Annotated in this window: 12 protein-coding genes and 2 pseudogenes; 6 read left to right on the top strand and 8 right to left on the bottom strand. The window is 54.2% G+C overall.

Annotation, left to right across the window (positions count from 1 at the left end):
- Positions 1 to 40: 40 nt before the first annotated feature.
- From ACR0J4_RS09530 to ACR0J4_RS09510, 5 genes are all read right to left on the bottom strand, one after another.
- Entirely contained in the window at positions 41 to 1117 is a 1077-nt protein-coding gene (locus ACR0J4_RS09530; protein ID WP_170642884.1) for an Ldh family oxidoreductase, read from the bottom strand.
- Complete coding sequence (locus ACR0J4_RS09525) at positions 1107 to 1979, bottom strand: ABC transporter permease (protein WP_170375895.1); 873 nt, start codon at positions 1977 to 1979, stop codon at positions 1107 to 1109. The genes ACR0J4_RS09530 and ACR0J4_RS09525 overlap by 11 nt, the downstream gene beginning before the upstream one ends.
- The gene (locus tag ACR0J4_RS09520; RefSeq protein ID WP_170467807.1) at positions 1976 to 2785 is read right to left on the bottom strand and encodes an ABC transporter ATP-binding protein; all 810 of its coding nucleotides are present in this window, start codon (positions 2783 to 2785) and stop codon (positions 1976 to 1978) included. The genes ACR0J4_RS09525 and ACR0J4_RS09520 overlap by 4 nt, the downstream gene beginning before the upstream one ends.
- Entirely contained in the window at positions 2782 to 3723 is a 942-nt protein-coding gene (locus tag ACR0J4_RS09515; protein WP_480555586.1) for an ABC transporter substrate-binding protein, read from the bottom strand. Before ACR0J4_RS09515 ends, ACR0J4_RS09520 begins: the two co-directional genes overlap by 4 nt.
- A gap of 145 nt (positions 3724 to 3868) precedes the next feature.
- Positions 3869 to 4783, bottom strand: a complete 915-nt coding sequence (locus ACR0J4_RS09510) for a fumarylacetoacetate hydrolase family protein (RefSeq protein WP_170642883.1) — start codon at positions 4781 to 4783, stop codon at positions 3869 to 3871.
- Positions 4784 to 4924: 141 nt separating this feature from the next.
- Between ACR0J4_RS09510 and ACR0J4_RS09505 the strand changes: the two genes are divergently transcribed.
- The 4 genes from ACR0J4_RS09505 to ACR0J4_RS09490 all read left to right on the top strand — a co-directional run bounded on the left by ACR0J4_RS09505 (position 4925) and on the right by ACR0J4_RS09490 (position 9061).
- A complete protein-coding gene (locus ACR0J4_RS09505; protein WP_170642882.1) occupies positions 4925 to 5605 on the top strand; it encodes a FadR/GntR family transcriptional regulator in 681 nt (226 codons plus the stop codon).
- Between the two features lie 194 nt (positions 5606 to 5799).
- A complete protein-coding gene (locus ACR0J4_RS09500) occupies positions 5800 to 6483 on the top strand; it encodes a fumarylacetoacetate hydrolase family protein (RefSeq protein ID WP_170642881.1) in 684 nt (227 codons plus the stop codon).
- 60 nt (positions 6484 to 6543) lie between these two features.
- On the top strand, positions 6544 to 8079 hold the full coding sequence (locus ACR0J4_RS09495) for an acyl--CoA ligase (RefSeq protein WP_170642880.1): 1536 nt from the start codon (positions 6544 to 6546) through the stop codon (positions 8077 to 8079).
- Between the two features lie 4 nt (positions 8080 to 8083).
- Positions 8084 to 9061, top strand: coding sequence for a 2-dehydropantoate 2-reductase (locus ACR0J4_RS09490; protein WP_170747322.1), 978 nt, complete (start codon positions 8084 to 8086; stop codon positions 9059 to 9061).
- Positions 9062 to 9193: 132 nt separating this feature from the next.
- Here ACR0J4_RS09490 and ACR0J4_RS09485 read toward each other — a convergent pair.
- Positions 9194 to 9415: pseudogene (locus ACR0J4_RS09485) on the bottom strand (IS3 family transposase); the annotation flags it as partial.
- Positions 9416 to 9473: 58 nt separating this feature from the next.
- Between ACR0J4_RS09485 and ACR0J4_RS09480 the strand changes: the two are divergent.
- Positions 9474 to 10181 (top strand): IS6 family transposase, encoded by a 708-nt coding sequence (locus ACR0J4_RS09480; RefSeq protein WP_170642877.1) that lies wholly within the window; start codon positions 9474 to 9476, stop codon positions 10179 to 10181.
- Between the two features lie 144 nt (positions 10182 to 10325).
- Here ACR0J4_RS09480 and ACR0J4_RS09475 read toward each other — a convergent pair whose 3' ends face one another.
- Positions 10326 to 11207, bottom strand: coding sequence for a DUF5666 domain-containing protein (locus ACR0J4_RS09475; protein ID WP_170642876.1), 882 nt, complete (start codon positions 11205 to 11207; stop codon positions 10326 to 10328).
- A 43-nt stretch (positions 11208 to 11250) separates the two neighbouring features.
- Positions 11251 to 12048, bottom strand: coding sequence for a DUF6502 family protein (locus ACR0J4_RS09470; RefSeq protein ID WP_170747323.1), 798 nt, complete (start codon positions 12046 to 12048; stop codon positions 11251 to 11253).
- 130 nt (positions 12049 to 12178) lie between these two features.
- Here ACR0J4_RS09470 and ACR0J4_RS09465 point away from each other — a divergent pair.
- Positions 12179 to 12731, top strand: a pseudogene (locus ACR0J4_RS09465) (hypothetical protein); the annotation flags it as partial.

Below are 12731 nucleotides of genomic sequence, written 5' to 3'. Positions count from 1 at the left end.
TCTGTTCCAAACCGCTTACAAACTTTTCACGGATCGACCGCTAGTCAGTGCTGAGACTTGGAAATGGGGGTGTCAGCCGACAGTCCAGGGCTAGTTTGTTGAGATCACGACAAAGAGCGGGGTTAAGCCTTACACCGTTTTTACGACGGGCTTCAGCTGCGGCCATTTTGCCGTCTCCGGGCAAGCGCACTGGGTCATGACCGGGCAGTGGGGCTGATGCGCGCATTTCGGAAAAGACGCGGGCCGCGTTGGAAGCAAAGTCTTTTTCCATCCCAAACGCTGCCGGATTAAGCGCCATTACGAATTGCCCTGTGTTTGTGGATGAGGTCGTGTCTGAGGTAAAGTTGACCACGTCTGAGCCGAAGGCCGCGCCGTTCAAGACCCCGGCCATTAATCCGATAGCTACAGAAAGACCGAATCCTTTTGGACCGCCGATCGGCAAAAGAAATCCTTCTGACTTGCGGGCAGGGTCCGTCAATGGGTTTCCATCGCGCCCGACCATCCAACCCTCAGGCATAGGCTTACCTTGCTGCAACAGTGTCTTGATCTTGCCCATAGCGGCAACAGTCGTCGCCATATCAAAAACGAATGGATCAGGGCCATCGGCAGGCGCAGAGAAAGCGATAGGATTGGTGCCAAGAAGCAGGTCGCTTCCGCCATAGGGCGGAACGTGGTTCGCACTGCCAACCGCTGCGGCCATGCCAAGCATCCCGGCCTCGGCTTGTGGACGCACGTACAGTGCGAGTGGTCCTGCATGGTTGCCACGTCGAACACCGACCCATCCGATGCCGACCTCTCTCGCCTTTTCTATTGCAAGATCCCGAGCCGCCGACATAGCTAAATGACCAAGTCCGTCATCTCCGTCGATCAAAGCGGTTGCAACAGTCTCATGTTCTACCGTGATTTTTGCCGTAGGATTAGAACCGCCGCCCGCCAACCGGGCAAGGTACTGGCGCAGGCGAAATACACCGTGTGTGCCGTAACCATAGATGTCGGCCTCCACCATCGTCGAGGCCACCTGAACAGCGTCCGCTTTTGGCACACCTCGCGTTTCGAGTGCGCTCGCCACAAACTCACGCAGGGCCTGGCAGTGTATTTTCACAGGTTCAGAAGTCATCTCTGCCGACCTGCTCTTTATGCCAGAACACGAGTTTACGCTGTGTCCAAACCACCGTTGCAAAAACGGCCAGGCCGACGAGGCTGAGATACAGGATCAACGAGAACACCCGAGGTGTATTGAGCTGCGAGGCTGCAACACGTATCAGCTCACCAAATCCCTTTCCGCCGCCCAGGAACTCTCCTGTAATTGCACCTGCCATCACGCCAACTGCACCGATCTTGAGACCGGTGAATATCTGCGGCAGGCCAGTTGGCAGCTTCATCTTGATCAATGTCTGCATCCGGCTCGCGCCCATCGTCTTGAACAACATGCGCGCGTTTTCGTCGGCGGCGTGAAGCCCAGCGGCTGTTCCAACCACAATTGGGAATGTCGCAATAAATGCAGCAAGTGCCACCTTGGATTCAATGCCGAACCCCAGCCACGCCACAAACAGCGGGGCGAACGCGACTTTTGGCATAGTGTCGATGGCCACGAGGTAAGGCATCACTGCTTTTTCGCCAAATGCGGTTTCCCCGACTAGCACGCCCAGCGAAAAACCGATCGCGATCGCCAAGGCAAAGCCATAGATGACCTCCTTGAAAGTGATCCAAAGCGCACCCAGCATGTAACCTCCGGTCAAAAGGTTTTGTCCGACGAAAATCATGTCCCTAAGGGTCTCCATCGGGGTGGGCAGGATGATCGGCGATACAAGCCCCAAGCTTGTCACAATCTGCCAAGTGCCTACGAAAACGACGAAAACAAACGTCATCGCAATCCAACGGGGAACCGAGTCGATAAAGTGAACTTTCTGCTCCCAAACAGTGTCTTCTGCGGGGTCAGCGTCCTTTACGGAAGGCGAGTAGTCCTGAACTTGGCTCACATTTCTTCTCCCTTATCCAGGAGGCTGCGAATGTAGTCTACAATTGCGCCGAACTTAGGAGTCGTCATCATATCGAGCGTACGCGGGCGAGGCAGGTCGACTTCAACAATTTCAGCAATCCTGCCTGGACGTGGCTTCAACACGACGATTTCATCGGACAAAATCACAGCCTCTTGAATGGAGTGCGTCACAAGAAACGCGGTCGCTTCCTGTTCCCGGCAAATCCGCTGCAACTCCATATTCATCATGTCGCGCGACAACTCGTCGAGAGCGCTGAACGGTTCGTCCAACAAAAGCACGGCTGGTTCGGTTATCAGCATTCGACAGATCGACGCGCGTTGTGCCATCCCGCCCGACAATTCGTTCGGATATACGTTTTCAAAACCTTTCAAGCCTACGACATCCAAAAGTTCGTGAGCCTTTGCCATGGCTTGCTTGGCTGCTGCCTTTCCATCTCGGATCTCGATTGGCAGGACGATGTTTTCCACAGCTGTTTTCCATGGGAAAAGTGTCGCTTGCTGAAACATCATACCAATATCACGGCGGGTCCCAGTGACCGGCAACCCTTGAAGGATCACACGTCCTTTAGTCGGCGGGATCAGACCCGCCATGATCTTGAGCAGAGTTGACTTGCCGCACCCGCTGGACCCGATGACAGATGTGAAGCTTCCTTTCCGAAGCGTCAGATTAATGTCTTCGAGAGCGACCACCAGATTGCGCGCATAGGTCTTGCTTACGTGTGTCAACTCGTAGACCGGCGTGCCCAAGGGCGCGCCGGAAAACTCATGGGTGACTTCAGCGTTCATTTACTGACAGCCTCGTTGCCAATGGCAGCAAACTCATTGGTCCACGCAGCGCTCAGGTCATCAAGTGGTCCCGGAATTTCGCCGCCTGCGACCAGCGCGTCTTGCCATTCTTGCCAGACTTCGGCGGGATACCATCCCAGACCATTGCTTGGATCCGCCGCTATGGTTTTTGAACGCACGGCATCGAACAGTGCCGACTGGAACTCCTTGTCTTCGCCTTCTTGCGGATTGCCGTCGGCCAGGTGCTTCAACACGGCTTCGCGGTTGGCATCATCAAGTGCAAAGGCATGGCCACGAGCGAATGCGCGGCTCCAAGCCTCGACCAGTTCCCGATCATTGGCGATTGTGTCGGCCATAGTAGCGATGCCGTTCCCGAAGAAACGCCCAAATTCTGCCGGCGTAATGTCGCGCACTGCCATTCCGCGCTGGTTCAGAATTGCCGTGTCAGCTGTCGATGCGGAATAGGCGTCGATTTCACCGTTCAGGAAAGCCGCTGTTGCCGGGCCACCGTCGCCGACAGTCAGGAAAGTGAAGTCTTCACCCTCTTTCATGCCTGCTCCGGTCATCACATTGCGTGCAAAGCCGACTTCCGCGCCATCAGCCGTACCTGTTCCGATAACTTTACCTCGAAGCTCTTCAACACTTTGGATGTCAGAGTCTTCTGGCACGGCGATGCCGAAGTTGCTGCGTGCCGCAACGTTGTAGATATGTACTGCGTCCACATCCCGCGATCGCGCTGCAATTAGGGGACCAGGTCCGGGGCGACCGAAATGCGCTTGCCCTGCAGACAAAGCTTGAAGCACGGCTCCCGAACCGTTGATCGCCTCGACGGTCACGTCCAAACCTTCGTCTGCGAAGTAACCTTCTCCAATGGCGACAAAAACAGGAAATGAGTTGATCGCCGATGGGCTCGGCTGCACAAAAGTGATCTTACGCAAGTCCTGCGCAAAACCTTTCGTTCCCATTGCTCCCGCTACCGGAACTGCCGAAAGCAAGGACGCTGTGAAAGTCCTTCTGTTCATCATTTTAGTCTTCCTCCCTTGCATGGTTGGCTTCCAGCAGCTTCAGAGATGCAGGAGCCACTTACACGGCGCGCACGGTATTCCTGAGCGTGCCAATTTCTGAAATTTCACAAACCACCGTGTCCCCATCTTTCAGGAACTGAGGCGGGTCCATTGCGTATCCGACGCCTGACGGCGTGCCGGTCGCAAGTACGTCCCCGGGTTCTAGGGTCAGGCCTTCTGATAGGGATGCGATCAGTGTCGGAATGTCGAAAATCATGTCCGACGTAGTTCCGTTTTGGCGCTGTTCGCCATTGACGGTTATTCCAATTGACAAAGACTGCGGATCGCTTACCGCATCAGCAGTCACTATCCAGGGACCCAATGGGCAAGACCCATCTAAACCTTTGCCTTTGAAATACTGCCCACCATGTCGGCGTTGGATGTCACGTGCGGTGATGTCGTTGAGGATCGTATAGCCGTATACGTGGTCGTATGCGTCAGCCTTGGCTATGTTTCGTCCCGGTTTTCCAATCACAACTGCCAGTTCCACTTCGTAATCGATGGCTTGTGAGACCGATGGGAAAATCAGAATGTTTGCCTCTGGTGCCACAATCGAGGTTGGCGGTTTTGTGAAGAAAACCGGATGCTCTGTTACACCAATTTTTTGATTTTGTGCCCGTTCGCCCTCGGCAATGTGTTCAGCGTAATTGCGCCCTACACAAAACACGTTCTTGCTCGGACTGGGAATTGGCGCCAGAAACGGCGCGTCATCCCAAACCAGTGCGTCCTTTAGACTACCTGCTTCAGCCGATGAAACGAGGGATCTCAAAACTTCAAGTGTATCTTCTCCACCCGCGATTAATTGCTGCATTGAACCGGCGTTCAGCGTCTTGCCAATCATTTGCGCTGCGCGCAAAATGTCCAACTTGCTGCCATCTTCAAGTATTGCCACGCAAACGGCGTGACCCTCTACGGAAACAGTTGCTAACCGCACTCGGCACTCCTCCCTCGTGCTTATGTCAAGCCGTGGTCACGGAACCTGTCCTGCGACTCGTTTCTTGCTTTCCTCTTGCCCTTGAGTTTTTTCCGACTTGGCGTTTCAATCAATCAACCAATCACTAAATTGGGTGGAGATATGAGCGCACCAACCGAACTCGCGCACCGTGTACGCGATCTTATTAACAATGCGGGATACAGGCATAACGACAGGCTCCCACCTGAACGTGAGCTGTGTTCAAAACTTGGGACAACTCGCAATCAGTTGCGAAGAGCGTTGGCAGAGCTCGAGGCCCAGGGACTGATCTGGCGTCATGTGGGGCGGGGAACATTTGTTGGTTCCAGACCGGTTCTCAACCTCACCGACGTAACTTATTTGGGCAATCAAATTAAACCTGAACAGGTTGTGTCGGTGCGATTTACGATCGAACCGCAGCTTAGCCGGCTGGCGGCACTCCATTCCACTCGTTCCGACCGTGAGCAAATGAGGCTTTGCGCTGACAAATGTCGCACGGCGGAAGATTGGCGCACCTACGAAGCGTGGGACAACAATTTGCACTACGCCATAGCCCGCTCTACTCGAAACCAACTATTTCTGTACTTTTTCGAAACATTGAATTCGGTTCGTAGGTCGATTGTTTGGGGGCAACCACGCGAAACCCTGAAGCCCGCTGAAAATTACTCCAGTTTTCGGGAGCATGATGCGATCGTATCCGCCATTGCGAAGGGCGACGCTGAACTTGCCGCCAATGCCATGGTGGATCACCTGAAATCCGTTTATTCGCGCGTACTACCCAAAAGCATGCAATCTGACGGCTGATGTAGAATAAGTGCCCAACCAATTCTAGAAATGGTCGGGCTGCAACGAGGTTGGAGCTCTTGCATACTCACCCCAATTTTGGCGATGACTTCATAAGCAGCCGCGTCTGATCGTATCTGGCGTGGCATCGATCGGAAGGTCTCTGGCCGTTTGGAAATCCGATCATTGGAAATTTTACGCTGAGGAGGAAAGCGATGTCCGGTCATGTCATTCCCGCGCCGCAGGTGCATACTATACCCGTAGCGGGGGGCGGCACATTCCCAGTGCGTCGCGTTTATTGCATCGGCCGAAACTACGCCGCACATGCTATTGAAATGGGTCATGACCCTAACCGGGAACCTCCGTTTTTCTTTCAAAAAAACCCTAACAATCTGGATTCCTCAGGTGAATTCCCGTACCCACCGCACAGTTCCGACGTGCACCACGAAGCAGAGATGCTCATTGCGCTCAAGTCCGGCGGTACGAATATCTCGGTGGACGATGCCTTGGATCATGTCTTTGGATACGGTCTCTCGCTTGATATGACCCGACGCGACCTGCAGGGGCAGATGAAAAAAATGGGCCGTCCGTGGGAAATTGGAAAAGCGTTTGAACGCTCTGCGCCGTGCGGACCTATTCACAAGGCATCAGAAGTTGGGCATCTCGACCATGGTCCAATTACTTTGACGGTGAATGGTGAAGTTCGGCAAGAGGGTGATTTGAACCAGATGATCTGGAAGGTCCCAGAGATGATCTCCTACCTGAGCGACTACTTTGAGCTCGCTGCCGGAGACGTCATCCTTTCTGGAACACCTTCTGGCGTTGGCCCTGTGAGCCGTGGCGATGTTATGGTTCTGGCCGTCGACAAACTGGGTAGCATAACGGTCAACGTAACTTAGCAAGTACTACAACAAACCCTCTCCGCGAATTAGGCCAATGTTTTTGTGAACGGATCTCGGATGCCCCACCTAGTCGCTGAATTGATTGCTCCCCATTCCGGCACTGCAAATGCTATCGGTGCTCCTGGCCGGTCTTGGTTGAATTACCATGGGCTCCGCGAGCTTTGCGCAAAGGTCAAAGCGGATCTATATCAGATCGGAGTAGGTCGTAGAGATCGAGTTGCGATCGTTTTGCCCAACGGTCCAGAGATGGCGACGGCTTTCATATCCGTTGCCCAAGTGGCTACGACGGCACCTCTGAACCCTGCCTACACTTATGAAGAGTACGTATTTTACCTCAAGGACCTGCGGGCTAAGGCACTTCTTGTAAGTGAAAACGAAGACGGACCTGCAGTAAAAGCGGCAACCGATCTCGGCATCGCTATATTGCGGGCGTCTTCCGATAGCTTCCCAGAGGCCGGCCAGTTTTCGATTTTGTCCCGCGACCCAATTGGAGTCGCTGATACCTCTGCGCCGCGTGAAGATGATGTCGCCCTGATACTCCACACTTCGGGAACGACGTCGCGCCCAAAGATCGTCCCTCTGACGCAGGCAAATATCTACGCATCTGCGAGAAATGTGGCTTCGTCTTTGAAACTGACAATCGATGATCGTTGTCTAAGCATCATGCCGCTGTTCCATATCCATGGGCTGATCGCAGCAGTCGCGGCTTCTTTAGGCGCCGGATCGCAAATTAGCTGCGCCCCTGGGTTCAACGCTCTAAGCTTTTTTTCGCAGGTCGCTGAAGTTGATCCGACTTGGTATACGGCAGTTCCGACGATGCACCAAGCTATTCTGACCCGAGCTGCACGAAACCAATCAATCATTGATCAATCGCAGTTACGCTTTCTTCGATCTTCCTCTGCTTCGTTGCCCGCACCAGTTATGGAAGAGTTGGTTGCAACATTTAGTGCGCCCGTCATCGAAGCCTACGGCATGACAGAGGCCGCGCACCAAATGTGTTGCAACCCGCTTCCTCCGCAAAAGCAAAAGCCCGGATCTGTTGGAATAGCTGCAGGACCCGAAGTCAGGATTGCACACGAAACGGAAGATGTGTTGATCGCTTCGCGGGATGTCGGAGAAATCGTTATCAGCGGTCCAAACGTGACACCGGGATACGAAAGCAACCCGCAGGCAAATGCAGACAATTTCTTTGAAGCGGATGGAAAGCTTTGGTTTCGTACCGGTGATCAAGGGTCGTTCGACGAAGAGAATTACCTGCGGCTGACCGGACGCCTTAAAGAGCTGATAAATCGCGGTGGAGAAAAAATCAGCCCGCTCGAAGTCGATGCCGTGCTTCTGAGCCACCCGGACGTTGCTCAGGCAGTTTGTTTTGCTGTCCCACACGAAAAACTGGGCGAGGATATCGCGGCGGCGGTGGTACTGTCCGAGGGCGCGGCGATCGCGGGTACAGAGGTCCGGGATTTTGTCGGCGAACGGCTCGCAAAATTCAAGGTGCCGACATCAGTGGTCATTCTCGAAGAGATTCCAAAAGGCGCGACTGGTAAGATACAACGGATTGGGCTGGCCGCTAAACTGGGGCTGACAAGGGCTTAGACACATGAAAGTTTGCATCTTTGGTGCCGGAGCTATCGGAGGTTACGTTGCCGCGAAGCTTGCGCAGACTGACGTCGACGTCAGTGTCATTGCGCGTGGCGCCCATCTGACTGCAATGCAGGAAAATGGGCTGACTCTCCTTGAGGGTGGGCGGGACCCGATCAACGTGCGGGTACGCGCCTCCGGCAATGCCGCCGATCTTGGCCCACAAGATTATGTCTTCATCACGCTAAAAGCGCACTCTGTTCCAGCGGTTGTAGATACAATGCAGCCCCTGATTGGATCCGCGACAACACTAGTAAGTGGTGTGAACGGGGTGCCTTGGTGGTACTTCCACAAACTGGAAGGTCCCTACGAAGGGAAGAGGTTGCGGTCTGTGGACCCGGGTAACTTGCAATGGAATGGTTTCGGGCCAGATCGGGTTCTAGGATGTGTCGTCTACCCAGCCGCAGAAGTCGCTACTCCGGGAACTATCAATCATGTCGAAGGCAATCGTTTTTCTTTGGGCGAGCCTGATGGTTCCAAATCAGACCGCGCTGCCAAGTTTTCGGCGGCACTATCCGCTGCTGGGTTACGTGCGCCCGTGAGACCAAGAATTAGGGACGAAATTTGGCTAAAGCTATGGGGCAATCTGTCGTTCAACCCGATTTCCGCTCTTACCCACTCAACACTTGATGTATTGTGTACTGATCCAGGTACACGGTCTGTGGCGCGCGGAATGATGCTTGAGGCTCAGGAAATCGCCGAGAAACTTGGGATCAGGTTTCCGGTAGATGTTGAAAAACGTATTGACGGCGGGGCGGCAGTTGGCGCCCACAAGACCTCTATGTGGCAGGACTTGGAGTTGAGCCGACCAATGGAAATTGATGCACTGGTCACTTCGGTGCAGGAATTGGGACAACTGATCGGGATCGCAACACCTACAATCGACACTGTTGCATCACTGATAAAACTGCGGGCAAAAGTCGAGGGTCTTTATTAAGCTTCTGCCAGCGATCATCTGGCCTTGTCAGAAGAACTTTGGTTGAGCAGGGCAGGGGGTGTCCGTCATCGAATGATTTGGAACACGAGCGTTTGATTGGTTTTGGTGGATCAGGCTCGCTGTAGTTTCTATCTACGCCGCGTTCTGATGATGCAGCAAGCGGCGTTTCTGGATTGTCTGGTGTTTGATTTCCTTTCTTCGTCTGAGGATTGTTTCGGCTCGACCGAAATAGACATCGGCGGGTGTCAGATTGCTGATGCTCTCGTGGTATCGGTTGTGGTTGTAGTGATCGATGAAGTTGCCGATGGCATGTTCGAGCGCTCCTGGCGGATAGTAGTTTTCCAGCAGGACACGGGGTCTTGTCAGAAGAACTTTGCTTGAGGCGGGCAGGGTGGTTGCGTAGCTTTTGCCCATGACCAGACCCACGTCTTTCAAATACTTTAAAACCAGTCCCGAGATCATCCGCTTGGCGGTTATGCTGTACATCCGTTTCCCGCTCTCGCTTCGGAATGTCGAAGATCTGTTGCACGAGCGAGGCATCGACGTGAGCCACGAAACTGTCCGATATTGGTGGAACAGGTTCGGGCCGGTGTTTGCTGCGGAGATCCGAAGAAAGCGTGTGCAGCAACTGCGCGCCTTCTCCAAATGGAAGTGGCACGTTGACGAGGTTTTCGTGAAGGTGAATGGCAAGCGGCATTATCTTTGGCGGGCTGTTGATCACGAAGGTGAGGTGTTAGAAGCCGTTGTCACCAAACGCCGAAACAAAGCTGCAGCACTGAAATTCCTCAAGAAATTGATGAAGCGACACGGTTGCGCCGAAGAGATCGTCACAGATCGCTTCGCTTCCTACACGCCAGCGCTCAGAGAAATGGGCGCACTCGATAAACAACAGACGGGCAGGTGGCTCAACAACCGCGTGGAGAATTCGCACCTGCCGTTTCGACGACGCGAACGCGCGATGCAGCGTTTCAGGCGCATGCGAAGTTTGCAGAAATTCGCCTCCGTCCACTCCTCTGTCTTCAACCACTTCAACCAGGAAAGATCGTTCACCAGCCGGTACACCTTCAAGTTGAAACGCACCGCCGCTCTTGCCGATTGGCGCGAACTCGGTGCGGCTTAAAGGGCAGCACTACTGGCCTAGCTGAAACTGGTTCGAATTTGCCTGACAGCACCCAATATTATGATGGAGAACAACTGCAGATCACGGTGCATCTGATCGATGGCGAAACCAGAGAAGCAGGCAGAGTAAGTCGCCCTGTCTGTTTCACAGGTTTGTTTCCAAAAGCAGCCGCCTCCGCGCGCCGGGGTTATCGGGAAGTAATAACGCCAAATTTGCTGCGAAACGGCCCGTATAGGGACCACTAAACAAAACCCGCTGGTCTTGAAACGGCGCAAGGTTCAGGTTTCTTGCAAAACTGTGTCCTAATCCGGCGATCCGATAACCGGGAGCCGCACTGGTTGGTTCCAACCAGCCTTCGACGGACAGTGATTTGAGCGGCTCCGCAGCGCCGGTAAAGCGGTCAAATTCAATTTTCTGCACGTCCATCGCGCCCTTCGTCGTGTCAAAGCGTCCAAGAACCGTCGCAAACCGCCCGCTTTGCCCCAGTGTGGTTGCCCCGCTGGAAAGCTGCACACCCGAGACATAGCCACGACCTACCGTTCCCGCCACCAAATCCAATGGGCCCGGAGCCTTAGAAATGCGACTGGCAACAACTGTATCCCCGCGCCACAAACCAGAAACAGCCACTCGGTCTCCAATGCTAAACCCCGTGATCCGCGTTTCTAAGAAAACAGCGACACCGTTGACCGTTAGCGTGCCCTCGCTGGTGTCAAGCGCGGTCACCACCCCGACAAGCGGGTAAGTCAGCTCTACCCGCCGCGCGATCACCGTGCCCGAGGCGAAACGCTCGGCCTCGACTGTCAGGCTGTCCCCCGCACGTAACTGATCAACGGGCAAAGGTCCAAATCGCGTCTCGACGCGGGTCTGTTCGTCTGTTTGAACGGTCTGACCGGCTAGGATCAAACTTCCAAAATCCACCAGAACACCAACAATCCCAGTGCCCCCAAGACCACCTTCGACATCGCGTTTTGTCGACTGCGTCCACCCCGCGCCCGGCAACAGAGTTGCACACAACCCGGAAGACATGAATGTTCTGCGATTGGGGCGACAACTGGTCATCGTAGTAAACTCACTCTTCTTCGTCTTCTCGATAAAAATAGATACCAAATCGAAAACGGTGTGTGGCCGACTTTTCTTCGTGGTCGACCTGTTGATATGAGGCGGCCTCTTGCGCCACTTTGCGCAGCGCCTCTGCACCGGTCTTGCGGGCCTCAGCCTCAAGCGCGTCCAATGATGTTTCTGCAAGGCAGTTGAAGAATGCGGCCCTTTCAAAATGAGGCGGGGTCTCAGCCAAAAGGTTGTCGACAGCTGCCTCCATGTGGTCACCAAGGTTACGGGCAAAAAAATCGAGCTTCTGATCCAGATCTTCGGGGCCGAAAACGGCCTTGGGATCAAGCGTAAGCAAAGCGTCGTCATCGGTTACAAGACCCTGACGCTGAAGTTCGTCTAGAATAGTTCTGGGGCGAATGTCGCGGTTGGTTTGGGCCGCCAGCTGATCAAACTCGGCCCGCGTCATCGGCCTTGGATGGCCCGATTCATTCGTGAGTTTCGGATCGGTTATCCAGCGTCCAACAACAGTCGCGAGTGTAGAAACGCGCCGCTGAACCGGTTTGATGTCGGACGTATCATGGGCCCGCATCGCCTTGACGTCGCGACGATGAACACCCGTCATGACGCTGACCCGACTGTCCGTTGCCTCGGGGCCGAGTTCTTCTATCGCAGTGTCTACATAGCTTTGTTTTACAAAGCGATAGAGCTGTGGCGCGGTCATCCCCTGCGCAATCAGCGCACGCGTCAAAGGGCGCAATAGCGCCTTGATCGCATGTTCGAACAGAACCGACTTGGTAAGAGAATGCTTGCCGCTCATGATGAAACACTATGGCTTCGTGTGAAAAAATTCCACGCCTCCCCTTGTCATTTTTCAGCATCGCGACATTTCGTCCGTCAACTGTGTGAAAATTACACACGCAATTTGGACACATCCGGAGGAACACGTGATGGCGACTTACAAATTTACCGCTTTTGAGAATGCAGACCTTTTTGGGTCAGGACGCATCGAACTGAACGCGGAATTCACGTTGCCACTCAGCCCGACGGTGGAAGTTTCTGTCTCGGACAATGACGAGAACCTTTCAGGCGATGCGAGGTTCAATGAATTCGGGGATGACTTGTCTGGGCAAACCGCAACACTGACCAGGGCCGATAGCGACGAGACCGTCGGCTACTACGGCCGGATCTACGCCGAGAACGTGTGGGAGCTTTCGGGCGACGATGGTGAGATCTACAAGCTGGTGGAAGTCGAACAACCCGGATTTTTACCTGACAATTTCACCTTTCTCGGCAATGTTCCTCCTGCGGGCACATCTTTGACAGTTGTGAGCGCGTCGAACGTTAAAGGGGCCGGTTTGGCGTATGACGATCTTGGAGCAGGCGATATTCCCCCCAACATCGTTGACATAGCGGCCGGTTCGGATGACTTCAACATCCTTGTGATGGCCCTGCAAACAGCTGGTCTGGACGGCCTTGTGCGGGATGCCGACGACATCACCG

The sequence above is a fragment of the Ruegeria sp. B10 genome (genome assembly GCF_056539825.1).
This window is presented reverse-complemented; position numbering and strand designations above follow the sequence as displayed.

Excerpts from the sequence above, each read along its gene's own strand:
- ACR0J4_RS09530 (WP_170642884.1), bottom strand. The coding sequence starts at position 1,117 with ATGACTTCTGAACCTGTGAAAATACACTGCCAGGCCCTGCGTGAGTTT.
- ACR0J4_RS09480 (WP_170642877.1), top strand. The coding sequence starts at position 9,474 with ATGACCAGACCCACGTCTTTCAAATACTTTAAAACCAGTCCCGAGATC.
- ACR0J4_RS09475 (WP_170642876.1), bottom strand. The coding sequence starts at position 11,207 with ATGTCTTCCGGGTTGTGTGCAACTCTGTTGCCGGGCGCGGGGTGGACG.
- ACR0J4_RS09470 (WP_170747323.1), bottom strand. The coding sequence starts at position 12,048 with ATGAGCGGCAAGCATTCTCTTACCAAGTCGGTTCTGTTCGAACATGCG.
- ACR0J4_RS09490 (WP_170747322.1), top strand. The coding sequence starts at position 8,084 with ATGAAAGTTTGCATCTTTGGTGCCGGAGCTATCGGAGGTTACGTTGCC.
- ACR0J4_RS09505 (WP_170642882.1), top strand. The coding sequence starts at position 4,925 with ATGAGCGCACCAACCGAACTCGCGCACCGTGTACGCGATCTTATTAAC.
- ACR0J4_RS09520 (WP_170467807.1), bottom strand. The coding sequence starts at position 2,785 with ATGAACGCTGAAGTCACCCATGAGTTTTCCGGCGCGCCCTTGGGCACG.
- ACR0J4_RS09495 (WP_170642880.1), top strand. The coding sequence starts at position 6,544 with ATGCCCCACCTAGTCGCTGAATTGATTGCTCCCCATTCCGGCACTGCA.
- ACR0J4_RS09500 (WP_170642881.1), top strand. The coding sequence starts at position 5,800 with ATGTCCGGTCATGTCATTCCCGCGCCGCAGGTGCATACTATACCCGTA.